The 15,413-nt window shown below is 44.9% G+C and carries 15 protein-coding genes; all 15 read left to right on the plus strand.

Features of this window, described 5'->3' with window-relative positions; all coding sequences use genetic code 11:
• The first annotated feature begins 3 nt into the window (after positions 1-3).
• The 15 genes from floA (at position 4) to glyS (ending at position 15,356) form a co-directional block, all read left to right on the plus strand.
• Positions 4-1,005 carry a flotillin-like protein FloA gene (floA, locus tag MMB75_RS02275; RefSeq protein ID WP_016821594.1) on the plus strand — a complete coding sequence of 334 codons (1,002 nt, stop codon included), beginning with the start codon at positions 4-6 and terminating at the stop codon, positions 1,003-1,005.
• Positions 1,006-1,048: 43 nt separating this feature from the next.
• A complete protein-coding gene (locus tag MMB75_RS02280; protein ID WP_031461799.1) occupies positions 1,049-1,627 on the plus strand; it encodes a hypothetical protein in 579 nt (192 codons plus the stop codon).
• A 422-nt stretch (positions 1,628-2,049) separates the two neighbouring features.
• Positions 2,050-3,459 (plus strand): branched-chain amino acid transporter BcaP, encoded by a 1,410-nt coding sequence (gene bcaP / locus MMB75_RS02285; RefSeq protein ID WP_017428159.1) that lies wholly within the window; start codon positions 2,050-2,052, stop codon positions 3,457-3,459.
• Positions 3,460-3,862: 403 nt separating this feature from the next.
• Positions 3,863-4,156, plus strand: coding sequence for a sporulation protein YqfC (yqfC, locus tag MMB75_RS02290; protein ID WP_016821590.1), 294 nt, complete (start codon positions 3,863-3,865; stop codon positions 4,154-4,156).
• On the plus strand, positions 4,153-5,346 hold the full coding sequence (gene yqfD / locus MMB75_RS02295) for a sporulation protein YqfD (RefSeq protein WP_017428158.1): 1,194 nt from the start codon (positions 4,153-4,155) through the stop codon (positions 5,344-5,346). The genes yqfC and yqfD overlap by 4 nt, the downstream gene beginning before the upstream one ends.
• Before the next feature lie 6 nt (positions 5,347-5,352).
• Entirely contained in the window at positions 5,353-6,324 is a 972-nt protein-coding gene (locus MMB75_RS02300) for a PhoH family protein (protein WP_016821588.1), read from the plus strand.
• Between the two features lie 95 nt (positions 6,325-6,419).
• Positions 6,420-8,666 (plus strand): HD family phosphohydrolase, encoded by a 2,247-nt coding sequence (locus MMB75_RS02305; protein ID WP_031461798.1) that lies wholly within the window; start codon positions 6,420-6,422, stop codon positions 8,664-8,666.
• Between the two features lie 55 nt (positions 8,667-8,721).
• Positions 8,722-9,219: an rRNA maturation RNase YbeY gene (gene ybeY, locus MMB75_RS02310; RefSeq protein WP_016821586.1), complete on the plus strand. Its 498-nt coding sequence runs from the start codon at positions 8,722-8,724 to the stop codon at positions 9,217-9,219.
• A complete protein-coding gene (locus MMB75_RS02315) occupies positions 9,219-9,593 on the plus strand; it encodes a diacylglycerol kinase family protein (RefSeq protein WP_016821585.1) in 375 nt (124 codons plus the stop codon). The genes ybeY and MMB75_RS02315 overlap by 1 nt, the downstream gene beginning before the upstream one ends.
• A 56-nt stretch (positions 9,594-9,649) precedes the next feature.
• Positions 9,650-10,552: a GTPase Era gene (era, locus tag MMB75_RS02320; protein WP_016821584.1), complete on the plus strand. Its 903-nt coding sequence runs from the start codon at positions 9,650-9,652 to the stop codon at positions 10,550-10,552.
• 512 nt (positions 10,553-11,064) lie between these two features.
• Positions 11,065-11,202, plus strand: coding sequence for a YqzL family protein (locus tag MMB75_RS02325; RefSeq protein WP_013372137.1), 138 nt, complete (start codon positions 11,065-11,067; stop codon positions 11,200-11,202).
• Positions 11,203-11,244: 42 nt separating this feature from the next.
• Positions 11,245-11,997, plus strand: a complete 753-nt coding sequence (gene recO / locus MMB75_RS02330) for a DNA repair protein RecO (RefSeq protein WP_016821583.1) — start codon at positions 11,245-11,247, stop codon at positions 11,995-11,997.
• Positions 11,998-12,135: 138 nt separating this feature from the next.
• On the plus strand, positions 12,136-12,282 hold the full coding sequence (locus MMB75_RS02335; RefSeq protein ID WP_155399770.1) for a hypothetical protein: 147 nt from the start codon (positions 12,136-12,138) through the stop codon (positions 12,280-12,282).
• Between the two features lie 118 nt (positions 12,283-12,400).
• Positions 12,401-13,288 (plus strand): glycine--tRNA ligase subunit alpha, encoded by an 888-nt coding sequence (gene glyQ / locus MMB75_RS02340; RefSeq protein WP_039276142.1) that lies wholly within the window; start codon positions 12,401-12,403, stop codon positions 13,286-13,288.
• Positions 13,281-15,356 carry a glycine--tRNA ligase subunit beta gene (gene glyS / locus MMB75_RS02345; RefSeq protein WP_277506885.1) on the plus strand — a complete coding sequence of 692 codons (2,076 nt, stop codon included), beginning with the start codon at positions 13,281-13,283 and terminating at the stop codon, positions 15,354-15,356. Before glyQ ends, glyS begins: the two co-directional genes overlap by 8 nt.
• Positions 15,357-15,413 lie beyond the last annotated feature (57 nt).

Below are 15,413 nucleotides of genomic sequence, written 5' to 3' on the forward strand. Positions count from 1 at the left end.
CGAGTGTTCGAATCGGGTATTGTCAGTATTTTGCTGATTGCCGTAGTAGTGATTATTGTATTGAGTGTGTTTTTTAGTTTCTTCCCGGTGATGCTGTGGATTTCGGCGCTGGCTTCGGGTGTGCGGATCGGTATCATTACGCTAGTAGCTATGCGGTTGCGGCGCGTCACACCAAGCCGAATTGTCAATCCCCTCATTAAGGCTACCAAAGCTGGTCTGGGCTTGAATATCAATCAGCTGGAAAGTCATTTTCTCGCAGGGGGGAATGTAGACCGAGTGATCAATGCGTTGATTGCCGCGCAGCGCGCTAACATTCCGCTTGAATTTGAACGTGCGGCTGCGATTGATCTTGCGGGACGGGATGTTCTGCAAGCGGTCCAAATGAGCGTTAATCCGCGTGTTATTGAGACGCCTATTGTTGCTGCGGTCGCCAAGGATGGTATCGAAGTGAAGGTTAAAGCTCGTGTTACGGTGCGTGCCAACATTGATCGACTCGTCGGTGGTGCAGGAGAAGAAACGATTATTGCTCGGGTTGGTGAAGGTATCGTAACAACGGTTGGTTCCAGTAACTCGCATAAAGACGTGCTGGAAAATCCAGATTCCATTTCGAGAACCGTATTGTCCAAAGGTTTGGATGCAGGGACAGCATTTGAGATTCTATCGATTGATATTGCAGACGTTGATGTAGGTAAAAATATCGGTGCCTTCCTGCAAACAGAGCAGGCGGAAGCAGACAAACGTATTGCGCAGGCAAAAGCCGAAGAACGGCGTGCGATGGCTGTAGCGCAAGAACAGGAAATGAAGGCACGTGTTGTAGAAATGAGAGCGCGCGTGGTGGAATCTGAATCCGAAGTGCCTCTGGCAATGGCTGAAGCGCTGCGTAGCGGTAAACTTGGCGTCATGGACTATATGAATTTAAAAAATATTGAGGCAGATACGCAAATGCGTAGTTCCTTAGGCAAACCGAATGAGAACTCGGGGAATGATAACAAGAACCGGGATTAACTAACGGACGGGCCGATGAACTATAGCAGTTAGGCGGTGAGTAATGAATTTTATCAGCTGGATCTTTGACCATTTGTATATCTTGATCGTGATTGGCTTTGCACTGGTGTCCTTTTTGGGGAAAAGCATTCAAGGTGGAGATCGGAAATCTTCCCCGCGGCAAGGTATGCCTACCTTTGGTGGTGATCATGGTTCGCGCGGGTCCTCGACGTCGTCCAGACCTTTCACAACGGAACCTGAGATAGAGAGACGTCAGCAAGATGTTACTGGAGAGCTGCAACGTCAATTTCCTAATGAGCGACGGGCGGAGATGGAAGCTCGTCCTATAGAAGAAGTGGGAGACGGGCTGAAAAAGGAAGAACAGATGGACCAAGATTCATTAGATAACGGTACGACTTTAGAGGATCGGATTCGTATTATGGAAGAAGAGCGAAGGATGGTTTTAGCCCGACTCGATCGTATATCCAATGCGAGTGATTCGGAGGAAATTACAGATGGGCTAGAGCAAACTTCTCAAGAACGGGGTACCGTGAATGCAGCTGACCTACGCAGAGGTGTAATTTGGGCAGAGATATTAGGCCCTCCGCGTTCCAAGCGTTACATGGGTGGAGGAAGACGTTAAAATGATAGTGATCCGTCACGGCTTTGGCTGTGGCGGATCTTTTTTTTGCGATGTTTTTAGCAATACATAAACTTGCTAGAATAAAAAAAGACCTAACGACAAATGCTCAAATTACCTAACAACGAATGTGATGATCTTATATATGCTACATTTTTCTCACATTTACTGTCATCTAAAAAGACGGCATTTTGTCTAATTTAGAATCTCATTTGTGAAAATACTTATGTAAAAAATGATCAAATGTAACAATATGAACGAAGCCTTCCAAAAGTCGTTTTCATTTTTTCTTTTTTATATATAATGTTCTCAACGATAGAACTTATGAAAATTTACCCCATATTTAGCTAAAATTTGATTTATATCGAGGTGATGTCACAGGGTTATACAAAAAGTAAAAATTTATGTTTAGGAGGATGGGATGGATGGGGAATAGCTTGTTCAGAAAGAAGAACATTGATCAACTGATCGCTGCTACACGTGGGGAAAAAGCACTTAAAAGGGAATTGGGTGCGTTTGATTTAACAATGCTTGGGATTGGAGCCATTATCGGAACGGGAATTTTTGTTTTGACAGGTACGGGAGCAGTTACGGCTGGTCCGGGTTTGGTAATGTCTTTTGTGATTGCGGGGCTCGCTTGTTTGTTCGCAGCATTGGCTTATGCTGAGTTTGCTTCCACCGTTCCAGTATCCGGTTCTGTTTACACTTTTACATATGCTACGATGGGAGAGCTATTGGCTTTTATTATCGGATGGGATTTAATTTTGGAATATATGTTGGCTGCCAGCGCTGTTTCAGCAGGTTGGTCGGGTTATTTTGTATCCTTTTTGAAAGGAATTGGTCTTCATATCCCGGTTGAATTCACTGCTGCGCCAGGAGCTTTAAAAGACCAAACTACTTATTTTAACCTTCCAGCTTTTTTAATTTTGATGGCTATCACATTCTTGCTTTATTTTGGAATAAAAGAATCCAAACGAATTAACAACATCATGGTTATTGTAAAAATTGTTGTCGTTTTATTGTTTATTATTGTTGCTGTTAAATATGTGAAGCCAGACAACTGGACACCATTTATGCCGTTTGGGTTCAGTGGGGTGTTTGGAGCCGCAGCCCTTGTGTTTTTTGCTTTCATTGGCTTTGATGCTGTTTCATCAGCTGCTGAAGAAACCAAAAATCCAGCTCGTGATTTACCACGTGGCATTATTTTCTCGCTTGCTATTTGTACGCTTTTGTATGTGATCGTTAGCGCGATTATGACAGGTATTGTGCCGTTTATGCAATTTGAAGGTATCTCCCATCCGGTGTCATTAGTTTTGCAGGTTGCCGGTCAGAATTGGGTGGCGGGTATTGTGGATATCGGAGCCATCTTGGGGATGACAACGGTCATGCTGGTAATGTTATATGGTCAAACCCGTATTATGTTTGCGATGTCACGTGATGGCTTAGTACCTAAAGTATTGTCAAAGGTTCATTCCAAATATAAAACACCCTATATTAACACGTTGTTTTTTGGTACTTTATCTGCATTAATGGGTGGGTTGATCCCGCTGGATGAGTTAGCAAGCTTGGTGAACATTGGAACCTTATCAGCATTTATTCTGATTTCAGTCGCTGTCATAGTGATGAGAAAAACACAACCTGATTTGCCAAGAGCCTTCCGATGTCCTGGGGTTCCATTTATTCCTATTCTGGCTATCATTTCATGTGGGGTTCTTATTCTTAATCTGAATGGTCAAACGTTTATTCGTTTTATCATTTGGCTTGTTATTGGTATGGTTATTTACTTTTTATACTCCCGAAAAAACTCTCTTTTGAATCAGGATTCCGAAAACTAACCATTTCATACTGTGAAACTAAAAAGACAGCCTTGTTTTGATATGAAAACGAGGTTGTCTTTTTTTATGTGAATTTTTATAAAGCATGGTCTTTTTCCTCTTTAATATTGCAGTTGCTACGAATTGTAAGTTTAGCCTCATAAATGCGATGACTGGATCATAAAATGTACAGTACAGATATCTGTGACGCTGGTGTAACAGTGTCCAGTGATGATCGAGACATAGGATAAACCGAATAGTCATAACAAGCGATTAAAAAAGCAGCATAGCTGCTGTCGTAACAACGATGGAGTGCTAGTGGTAATAACAGAAGATTATAAAAAAAGCAGCATAGCTGCCATCAAAACAACTATTAGCCGTTGGATAACAGTTGTTCTGATGACAGGAAAGGAGATTTCGCCGTATGAGCCGGATGAGCCGCAAACTGCGAAAGTGGGCCAGCGAGACGTTGGAGCTTCCGCAGGATATTCTATTTGATCTGCCGCGGTTAACCCTCATCGGCAGCCGCCAGCTTTATGTAGAAAATCACCGGGGTGTGGTGGATTTTACACCAGACCAGCTCGTACTTGCACTTGCGCAAGGCAGGCTAAGAGTGTCAGGCCATGATCTAATCATTACGTCTATCCTGCCAGACCAGGTAAGTGTAGAGGGACATATTACGGATATTCAATTGGAAGGAACGGAGGAAGGCTCGTGAAACATCCCGCTTTAGCAAAGCTGCGTGGCACGGTTACCCTAGCTGTCGAGGGCGAAAGTGTGGAAGCTTTCATTAATTTACTCACTGATCACCATATACCTGTTTGGAACGTGCGGCCGATGGGTACTAGACTTGCAGAAATGAACCTTCTGCTGCCGCACGTCTTCCTGTTGCGTCCGCTTTTGAGAAGGACAGGCTGCAAAATGCATGTTCTCAAACGTCAAGGACTTCCTTTTACTGCTGTACGACTCGCCAAACGTAAATTTTTTCTCGCAGGACTGGCCTTGTTCTGGATAGGACTCCTGCTGATGTCATCGCTCATCTGGGACATTGAAGTGAAGGGGAATGACAAGCTCCCAACGGAAGCTGTTCTCAAAGCAGCCCGACAGGAGGGGCTTTATCCGTTTCAATGGAGTTTTCGCCTTTCCAGCCAGGACAAGCTTTCGCGCGCACTCATGCAGAAGCTTCCAGAGGCATCCTGGATCGGTGTGGAAAGGCAGGGAACCTTGGTGACAATTCAGGTCGTTGAAGCTTCACAGCCTACTCCCCCGCCGCTCTACAGTCCACGTCATCTCATCAGTAAGGCGGACGCGGTAGTCACTGAAATTTTTGCCGAGCAGGGACGTCCTGTTGTGCATAAAAATACACGGGTCAAAAAAGGAGCTATTCTCATTTCAGGAACGCTTGGAGATGAGGAGAATCAGCAACAGGTCGTAGCCAAAGGAGAGATTAAGGGGCTTGTGTGGCATGAATATGAAATTAGTAGTCCCATGGTACGACGCAGCAGCACATATACGGGGAATAGCCACGATCGCTTGTATCTGGTGCTAGGCAACCGTGCGATACAATTGTGGGGATATGGGAAAATACCTTATTCTACACATAAAACGACCGTTGAACATGATCCGCTAACATGGCGTTCTTACAAACTTCCGATGGGTTGGATGAATGAAAGTGTGAGGGAGACCAAGATACAAGAGCAGAAGTTAACGGAAACAGAAGCCAAAATGTCAGGAATAGAAGGCGCACGCGCGGATATTTTAGCTAAATACGGCAAAGGAACGAAAATAATGAGCCAAAAAATTTTGCATGAGAAGAGAGAGAATGGTAAAGTTTATATGAAAGTACTTTTTGAAGTGGAACAGGATATTGCGGAAGAACTTCCGTTAGTTCATAACCAAGGAGAATGAGGCTATTTGGCAGAACAACAACGCAGCATACAAATTGCATTGAACAGTGCGGGAGAAGGTCAGGCGTTATTCGGCCCGCAGGATTCCTTTTTAAAATTGATCGAAGCAGCTATTCCTGCAAAAATAGCATCTCGTGAGGCGGAAATTAATGTTTTTGGAGATGCTCACGAAGTGGAAGTGCTCGAACAATTGTTCGATGTTTTGCTCCAGTTAATTCGTAATGGGTATATACTGACCGAAAGGGATGTCCATTATGCGATTGAGCTGGCAAAAGATCTGCGCGCCGATCAGTTGCTTGATTTGTTCAAGGGAGAAATTACGACAACGTTTCGGGGCAAACCGATTCGTGTCAAAACGATTGGACAGAAGCACTATGTAACCACGATTAAAAAACGCGATATTGTATTTGGGATTGGCCCAGCGGGTACTGGTAAAACCTATCTGGCTGTAGTGCTGGCCGTAGCTGCTCTAAAGGAAGGTTCAGTCAAGCGTATTGTACTGACCCGTCCTGCGGTAGAAGCTGGTGAAAACTTGGGCTTTTTGCCCGGGGATTTACAGGAAAAGGTTGATCCGTATTTACGCCCGTTGTATGATGCCCTATATGATGTGATGGGTCCTGAGCAGACGGCAAAAGCGTTGGAGCGCGGGTTGATAGAAATTGCGCCACTGGCTTATATGCGGGGTCGTACGCTGGATGACTCATTTATTATTTTGGATGAAGCCCAAAATACCACACCAGAACAAATGAAAATGTTTTTGACTCGACTTGGCTTCGGTTCCAAAATGGTTATTACCGGCGATGTTACACAAATTGATTTACCTCGTGGCAAAAAATCCGGTCTAATTGAAGCAAATGCGATTTTAAAAGGGATTGAGGAAATAGGCTTTGTCCAGTTTGCGGAAGAGGATGTTGTCCGTCATTCCCTGGTTCAAAAAATCATCGTCGCTTATGACCGTGTTGCTGAAAATCAAGCATAAGCCCTTGAGCACGAGTATAGTGGGTATGATCAGAAAACGAACAAAATGAGCAGCATAGCTGCCTTGAAAAAGATGATGGAGAGGGATTGTTTTAGATGACCTCGAAGGAATTATCTAAAGGAAAAACGTTCCAGCATAGAATGAATGGATGGAAGTATAGCGTGGCGACACGCTATCTTCTGTTTTTATTTTTGGTGGTTCTTTTTTATGTGGGTTTTGCGTCCAAGCTGCTTCCCGAACGCTATGACATCCGGGTGAATCAACCGAGTGAAAAGGAAATTGTCGCTCCAATGCAGCTTCCTAACAGTAAGGCGACTTTGAAGGCCCAAGAGGAATCTGCTGAGCGCGTGCAGCCCATGTATACCATTGTACCGATCCGCAACGATAACCTGATTACCGGTATTTTGGATCGAATTGAACGGCTCAATCAGGATGATCAGGTCTCCAGAGCAGATAAGATTTCGATTTATAAGGATGAGATTCCTCAACGTGCACGGGAATTCGTGCAAAATTTTGTGAACAACAGCCGTAATGCGGATGCCTACCCAGATAAATTGCTGGATGAGGTGCTGGAAAAAACGAAAGAGCAAACGTACCGAATCCCAGAGGAGACATACATCAAAATTCCGCGACTTACATCTGAGGATATTGCCGAAATGCGGCCCGTAGCCCGTGAGATTGTAACAGGATTGATGAATGATCAAATTACGGATGCCCAGACGGCTCGAGCCAAGGTAGCTGAACGGGTGAGTACAAGCTCTCTTACTAAACGTACCTCCCGGGAGGTTGTTCAGGAACTTGCAAGGCTTGTGATTACAGCCAACAAGTTTTATGATGATACAGCTACGAAGGACGCTAAAGTACAGGCTCGTGAAGATACACCTACAGTTTACATTAAACAGGGTGAAGTACTTGTTAAAAAGGGTGAGATTATTACCCAGGAAATCTATACACTGCTTGATGAGAATGAGCTGCTCAAGGATAAAATCAACTATTGGCCACAATTTGGCCTGCTGTTGCTGTCTATGATGCTGGCATTGGGTCTGTTTATGTATATTCGTCAATTTCAATCACGAACACGAAACTTCAAGTATAATAATGCACAGTTGCTCATGCTGGTGTTAATCTTTGTGATTACAGTGGGAGCTATGATGTTAATTTCTATACTGCAGACTAGTGAACGATCCTACCTCGGCTATCTGGCACCTATCGCACTTGGAGCTATGCTTGTAACGTTGTTGCTTGATATGTCGCTGGCATTCGTATGTGCCGTTATATTCAGTATATTGGCAAGTGTTATTTTGAATGTTCGTCAGGGACAAATTTTTGATTTTAATTTTGGTTTTTTTGCCCTTGTGGTCTGTCTGGCGTCGATTTTTTCTACCCACCGGGCCAGCCAGCGTTCAACGCTGTTCAAGGGATCTATTATGGTATGCCTGTTCGGGGCTCTGGCTGTTTTTTCTTTGGCGCTGATTGACCAAGGGAACTGGACTCAAACAACGACACTCTATGGGGTAGCCTTTGCTTTTGCAGGTGGTCTGGTTACAGCGATCCTTGTTATAGGGCTAATGCCATTTTTTGAATCCACCTTTGGCATCTTGTCGGCACTGAAGCTTGTCGAATTGTCAAATCCTAATCATCCATTGCTTCGCAAGCTACTTACCGAGACTCCCGGAACATATCATCATAGTGTAATGGTAGGTAATCTGTCGGAGGCCGCAGCGGAGGCTATAGGAGCAAATGGGTTGTTGTGCCGGGTTGGTTCGTATTATCATGACATTGGTAAAACCAAAAGGCCTTCATACTTCATTGAAAATCAAAATGGGATGGAAAATCCGCATGATACAATAGAGCCCAAGCTTAGTAAATCCATCATTATAGCCCATGCCCGTGATGGTGTGGAAATGCAATTGGATTACAAGCTACCCAAGCCGATTCGTGATATAGCCGAACAACACCACGGAACGACATTTCTGCACTATTTTTACCACAAGGCATTGCGTGAGGCGGAAGAACGGGGGGTGGAGCCTGACTTCACAGAGGATGATTTCCGTTATCCGGGACCGAAGGCTCAGTCGAAAGAGGCTGCTGTAGTAGGAATTGCTGATAGTGTGGAAGCAGCAGTTCGATCCTTGCGAAAACCTACGGTGGAGCAGGTAGAATCCATGATTGAAAAAATTATTAAGAGCCGTCTTGATGATCACCAGTTTAACGACTGTGAACTGACCATGAGGGAGCTTGATATCGTGGCCCAAACGCTCAAGGAAACAGTAATGGGAATTTTTCATTCCCGTATTGAATATCCAGAGGAAAGACCTAAGCCCGAAAGTGGAAAAGCTTAATATTACTTGTGCATGAAGCACAGCTAAAGCATTAGAATTAAAAGGAGCGGTTGGCATGGGCCTTCAATTAGCTTGGAATAATGAACAAAACGATATGGTAATTAACGAATCGTTGATCACGCTGCTGAACACCTTATTAGAGGAGGCTGGCAAAGCGGAAGGGGTTATGGACGGTGAGGTTGCCCTTACTTTCGTGAATGATGATCAAATACATGAGTTGAACAGGGATTATCGCGGAATTGATCGTCCTACTGATGTGTTGTCTTTTGCTATGAAGGAAACACTAGATGAAGAGCTTGAAATAATTTACGAACCGACGGAAGAAAATCCTTTAAACGATGTACCGGATGTTCTAGGAGATATTATTATTTCTGTACAGACAGCCCAAGCTCAAAGCGAAGAATATGGACATTCGATTGAGCGTGAAATCGGTTTTTTGTTTGTTCACGGTTTTCTGCATCTGTTAGGCTATGATCATCAAGACGATGCAAGTGAAGCGGAAATGATGGGTAAGCAGGAAGCTGTGCTGGCTCAAGTGGGGTTGACACGGTAATGAGACGTCAGCCTTGGAGAATGACCTTTCGCTATGCCGCAGAAGGCGTGGTATACGCTCTGCGTACGCAAGTAAATATGCGGATACATGCGGTCGTGGCGCTCCTTGTCATTGTGGCAGGGTTAACTCTGCGCATCTCCCGGCTCGACTGGTTATTCGTGTGCATGGCCATTGCCATAGTCATGGTAGCCGAACTGATCAACACCGCTGTTGAAGCAGCGGTGGATCTAATCTCACCTGATATTCATCCGCTGGCCAAAGCGGCTAAAGACACCGCCGCCGGAGCCGTGCTCCTGGCAGCGGTTTTTGCTGTAATTATTGGCATATTTGTATTTTATAGACCTTTGTTGACGTTAATGAGTCAGCTGCTTTAATGAAAAAAACAAAAATAAAAATTAGGTGCTTAATCGCGCTGGAGGAAATAAAAAAAATGGCTAAGAAACAGTTTAAATCCGGCTTTGTCGCAATTGTTGGCAGACCCAATGTCGGAAAATCAACATTGATGAACCATGTCATTGGGCAGAAGATTGCCATCATGTCAGACAAACCCCAAACGACACGGAATAAAATTCACGGTGTATACACCACAGAGGACACACAAATTGTATTTTTGGATACACCGGGGATTCACAAGCGCCAGTCAAAACTGGGCGATTATATGAATCAGACCGCTTTTAATACATTGGGTGAGGTAGAAGCGGTACTTTTTCTGATTGACGCTGCTGAAGGTTTGGGCGGAGGCGACCGTTTTATTGCGGAACAGCTTAAACAAGTCAAAACACCAGTTATATTGGTGTTGAATAAAATTGACCGCATTGAGCCGGAGGCATTGTTGCCCCTGATTGAGCAGTATCGCAAGTTGTATGACTTTGCGGAAATTGTGCCGATCTCGGCCAAAATGGGCAATAATGTAAACACTCTGTTGGACCAGATTCAAAAATACTTGCCAGAAGGTCCGCAATATTATCCTGATGACCAAATTACCGACCATCCAGAGCAGTTTGTCATTGCCGAGCTGGTTCGGGAAAAGATTTTGCACATGACACGTGAGGAAGTACCCCATTCTATTGCGGTTATGATTGAAGACATGAAAGTACAGGATAATGGTGTAGTGCATATTATGGCGGTTATTTTTGTAGAGCGTGATTCCCAGAAGGGGATCATTATCGGCAAACAGGGAGCCATGCTCAAAGAGGTGGGCAAACAAGCTCGCCAGGATATCCAAAATTTGCTAGGCTCCAAAATTTTCTTGGAACTTTGGGTTAAAGTCAAAAAAGACTGGCGTAACCAGGAACGTGTCCTTCGTGATCTGGGCTTCCATCGCGACGCTTAAAAGCAGATATCGATTCTACCATCACTTTGGTCGTCAAAGGTTTATTGAGGCTAAAATTGATGTTAAATAATATGTATAGTTGTTGTAAGTATCATAAAAAAGCCGTACCGATCTCTACGACGGAGATAAGTATCAGTCTTCTAATCATCCCAAGCGCCGCGCATAAGCGGCGCTTAACTTCTTGCTCTTACCCTTTCTTCCAGCGATGAAATAAGGAGTGCTTTTTAAAAGAGCTATTGTAACTGTATGCACGTTGTAGCGGAGCGAAGAATTTGAATCTGAAGAAGCGTCAGCGTTCGCCTTTACTCCTGATTTACTCCTTTTCTCATTGGATAAAATAAATTCAGGGGTAACAGCGATCGTAAGATCAAATCATTCGCGAAGCGGTGACCAGACCGTACACAGTAGCCTTTTTCAACGTAATCCATTAATTTCATCGCATACTTCTTCCCTCTTCGCATCATCCTATTTTTGAGATGCAGACGTCATTTCCGAAGAAAGGATGAATACGAATGCGAGATTTTTCGTGGAAGTATTTTGCGATGACTGGAGATGTCGGTGCGTATCTGTTATACAGGGAGAGCGCCGTGACAAGGGAGCAAGACACGGATGAAGGAGAGTCGGACGAGCATGAAGAAGCCCGTGAATAGAGCGAACCACTGGCTTCTTCGCGAATGTTTGGGGGAAGAAGCATGCTTTACAGGATGGAAGGAATCGTCATCCGCAGCATGGATTACGGTGAGGGGAACAAAATTATTACGCTTTGCACCGAAAGCGGAGGCAAAGTAGGTGTGCTGGTCAGAGGCGCGAAAAAATCCAAAAGCCGTCATGCTGCTTTAACGCAGCCGTTTACGTACGGTGAATTTGTTTTTTTTCGTAACACAGGCTTAGGCACACTGAATGCCGGTGAAATTATCCAATCCCACCATACACTGCGCGAGGATATTACAAAGGCTGCTTACGCTTCCTATGCTTGTGAACTGCTTGATCGGGTATTACAGGATGAGGAAACAGGTGCATTTTGGTTTAAGCAGCTCAAAGCCTGTTTGGAGGCATTGGAGAGTGGCAAAGATCCGCTGATCGTCATGAGTATTTATGAATTTAAAATATTGCAGGCGGCCGGATATGCACCTCAGCTTGATGCTTGTATTTCAAGCGGTCAACAATGTGCTGATGAGGATATGTTTATCAGTCCGAGGTTAGGTGGGGTTTTGTGTCGGGGCTACAAGCATTTTGATCCAGCTGCGTTGAGTGTTGCTCCACGTACGTTGAAGCTGCTGCGCTTGTTCGCCCAAATGGATCTAAATCGACTCGGCAATATCGACGTGAAGGACTCCACCAAGCTGGAGATCAAACATGTCATGCGTCAGTTCATGGATATGCAGTTGGAGGTTAAGCTGAAATCCCGTAATTTCCTGGATCAGCTTGATAAGTACGATATGTGAAATACGGTGTTCTCTTGACTGTATCCCTGAAAACGTGTAATATCCTACTATATATCTCCTTTGGGAGCAGATGCATTGAACGAGAAAGTAACGAGACGTATTCTCTGTAGTTAGCGAGTTGGGGACGGTGTAAGCCCAGTGGGAATTGTTCGTGAACATGGCACTCTGGAGCGTCTGAATGGACACGGAAAAGAGGATTACGATCTGACTGGTGATGTAGGATCGCAATCAAGTAGGGTGGAACCGCGGGAGTCAGCTCTCGTCCCTACGTCTGTACAGGCGTAGAGGCGGGGGCTTTTTGCTGTCTCTAGCAAGGCTTATGGGATAAATTAGCCCTGTACATATGAGCTTAATGTTTAGAAATCACCAACATTTTAGGGAATTGGAAAGGAAGCGTGTGCCCATGAATTTTCAGCAGATGATTTTAACGCTGCAACAATTTTGGTCTGAACACAACTGTATTATTGTACAGCCTTATGATACGGAAAAAGGGGCAGGTACGATGAACCCGATGACGTATTTACGTTCAATTGGACCTGAGCCGTGGAACGTAGCTTACGTTGAGCCTTCTCGCCGTCCGTCTGACGGACGTTATGGTGAGAACCCGAACCGCCTGTATCAGCATCATCAGTTTCAAGTGGTTTTGAAGCCTTCACCTGATAATATTCAGGAATTGTATTTGGAGAGTTTGAACCGTTTGGGGATTAACCCACTGGAGCATGATATTCGTTTCGTGGAAGACAACTGGGAAGCACCGACGCTGGGAGCCTGGGGGTTAGGTTGGGAAGTATGGCTGGACGGTATGGAAATTACCCAATTCACCTACTTCCAGCAAGTGGGTGGTATTGATGCCAGTCCGGTTGCGGTTGAAATTACCTACGGTATGGAGCGTCTTGCTTCCTACATCCAGGACAAGGAAAATGTGTTCGATTTGGAATGGGTCACTGGAATCTCGTACGGTGATGTTTTCCATCAACCAGAATTCGAACATTCCAAGTATACGTTTGAAGTATCTGATGTCAAAATGCTATTTACTCTTTTTAATATGTATGAAGAAGAGGCGAATAAAGCGATGGCGCAGCATCTTGTATTCCCAGCCTATGATTATGTGCTGAAATGTTCTCACACGTTCAACTTGCTGGACGCTCGCGGAGCAATCAGTGTAACGGAACGGACTGGCTTTATTATACGAGTACGCAATTTGGCGCGCCAGGTCGCTGCGACCTATCTAGAGGAGCGCGAGAAGCTGGGCTTCCCGCTGTTGAAGAAAGGAGGTGCGGCAAATGTCTAAGGATTTATTATTTGAAATCGGATTGGAAGAAGTTCCTGCACGTTTTATCCCGAATGCGATTCAGCAGTTGAAGGAACGTATGACAGCGTGGCTCGACAGCTCGCGTATTGCTTACAGTGCTGTAGAGGCTTATGCTACACCTCGTCGTTTGGCAGTACTTGTTAAGGAAGTAGCGGAGAAGCAGGAAGATATTAACGAAGAAGTTAAAGGACCTTCCCGCAAAATCGCACTTGATGAAGCCGGTAACTGGAGTAAGGCTGCTCTAGGCTTTGCCCGTAGCCAAGGTGTTGATCCTGAACAGTTCACGTTCAAAGAGCTTGGAGGCGTGGAATATATTTACGCGACCAAGAGCTGCATAGGTGTACCGACGGCAGATGTGCTGTCTGAAGGTTTACTACACATTTTACATGCCATGACATTCCCTAAATTTATGCGCTGGGCGAGTTATGACTTTAAATTTGTTCGTCCAATCCGCTGGTTGGTAGCCTTGTTTGGCAACGATATTGTTAATTTGGAGATTGCTGGCGTACAGTCAGGGAATGTGACAAGAGGACATCGTTTCCTTGGACAGGAGGCCATTGTAGAAAGCCCGGCGGACTATGTCGAAGTACTTCACAAGCAGCATGTCATTGTGGACATTGAGGAACGTCAATCGCTTATTGTGAAGCAGATTGAAGCACTTGCAGCCGAAAAAGACTGGACGATTGCGGTCAAGGACGATTTGCTGGAAGAAGTGCTGTATCTGGTGGAAACTCCAACAGTGCTGTTCGGAGGCTTTGACCCTGCGTTCCTGAACATTCCGAAGGATGTATTGATTACTTCCATGCGTGAACATCAACGCTATTTCCCAGTGCTGGATCGCACAGGAAAGCTGCTGCCATACTTTGTTACGGTACGTAATGGTGGCAGTCAATCACTGGAAGTCATTGCAAAAGGAAACGAAAAAGTATTGCGTGCGCGGCTGTCTGATGCCAAATTCTTCTATGAAGAAGATCAGAAGCTGGAAATTAAGGATGCACTCTCCAAGCTGGAAAGCATCGTTTTCCACGAAGAGCTCGGAACGGTTGGAGACAAAGTGCGCCGGATTCGCCGCATTGCCGATGCTCTGGCAGAGAAGCTACGTGTTTCCCAAGATACACAGGAATCGGTTAGCCGAGCAGCAGATATTTGTAAATTTGACCTTGTAACACAAATGGTCTATGAATTTCCGGAACTGCAAGGGGTTATGGGCGAAGATTATGCTCGTAAGGCTGGAGAGAAGGAAGAAGTGGCAAGAGCGGTGTTTGAGCATTACCAGCCGCGATTCGCAGGTGAAACGGTTCCTTCAACGAACGCTGGAGCGATTGTAAGTATCGCAGACAAGATAGATACCATTACAGGCTGCTTCTCCATCGGCATTATTCCGACAGGTTCACAGGACCCTTACGCGCTTCGTCGCCAGGCAGCGGGTATCGTGCAGATCCTGTTAGATCGTAAGCTTTCGGCTACGTTGTCTGATGTGTTCAATATCGCGCTTGATGTGCACAGCAACTTTGGAAATATGAAACGTTCTGCAGATGAAATACGTAAAGAATTACATGAGTTTTTCGGATTACGCGTGAAGAAACTATTGTCCGAGACACTTCGTTATGACGTTGTGGATGCTGTGCTTTCAGCTGGATATGACGATGTTGCTTCCGTTGTTAACCGCGGAGCTGCGTTAATGACTGCTGTACAAACAGGGGATGCCTTCAAGGCAACAGTCGAGTCTTTTAATCGCGTAGGTAATTTGGCTGCTAAAGCAGTTCATAAGTCAGTGAATACGGGTGAATTTACGGAACAGGGCGAGAAAAACCTATATGAAGCATGGTATGGCGCCTATGAGTCTTATTGTACAGCTTTACAGGAAGGTGATGCGACACAAGCATTGACGCTTGCTTCATCCATTACTCCTGCGGTGACGGCGTTCTTTGATTCCGTTATGGTTATGGCTGAGGATGATGCTGTACGTAATAATCGTTTGGCATTGCTGGCTGCTATTGACTCAGAATTGAAGCGTTTTGCTGATTTTTCCAAGCTTGTAGTTTAAACGTCGGTTGTGGTAGTATGAACAACTTGAAAAAATGGGTATAAATATACGGAACGG

It is taken from the genome of Paenibacillus sp. P2(2022), from assembly GCF_029522175.1.
Taxonomy (GTDB): Bacteria; Bacillota; Bacilli; order Paenibacillales; family Paenibacillaceae; genus Paenibacillus; species Paenibacillus polymyxa.

What these genes read in the sequence shown, in the direction of transcription:
- MMB75_RS02315 (WP_016821585.1), top strand. Translation starts at nt 9,219, where the DNA reads ATGAGACGTCAGCCTTGGAGAATGACCTTTCGCTATGCCGCAGAAGGC.
- bcaP (WP_017428159.1), top strand. Translation starts at nt 2,050, where the DNA reads ATGGGGAATAGCTTGTTCAGAAAGAAGAACATTGATCAACTGATCGCT.
- yqfC (WP_016821590.1), top strand. Translation starts at nt 3,863, where the DNA reads ATGAGCCGGATGAGCCGCAAACTGCGAAAGTGGGCCAGCGAGACGTTG.
- glyQ (WP_039276142.1), top strand. Translation starts at nt 12,401, where the DNA reads ATGAATTTTCAGCAGATGATTTTAACGCTGCAACAATTTTGGTCTGAA.
- MMB75_RS02280 (WP_031461799.1), top strand. Translation starts at nt 1,049, where the DNA reads ATGAATTTTATCAGCTGGATCTTTGACCATTTGTATATCTTGATCGTG.
- era (WP_016821584.1), top strand. Translation starts at nt 9,650, where the DNA reads ATGGCTAAGAAACAGTTTAAATCCGGCTTTGTCGCAATTGTTGGCAGA.
- recO (WP_016821583.1), top strand. Translation starts at nt 11,245, where the DNA reads ATGCTTTACAGGATGGAAGGAATCGTCATCCGCAGCATGGATTACGGT.
- MMB75_RS02305 (WP_031461798.1), top strand. Translation starts at nt 6,420, where the DNA reads ATGACCTCGAAGGAATTATCTAAAGGAAAAACGTTCCAGCATAGAATG.
- ybeY (WP_016821586.1), top strand. Translation starts at nt 8,722, where the DNA reads ATGGGCCTTCAATTAGCTTGGAATAATGAACAAAACGATATGGTAATT.
- MMB75_RS02325 (WP_013372137.1), top strand. Translation starts at nt 11,065, where the DNA reads ATGCGAGATTTTTCGTGGAAGTATTTTGCGATGACTGGAGATGTCGGT.
- glyS (WP_277506885.1), top strand. Translation starts at nt 13,281, where the DNA reads ATGTCTAAGGATTTATTATTTGAAATCGGATTGGAAGAAGTTCCTGCA.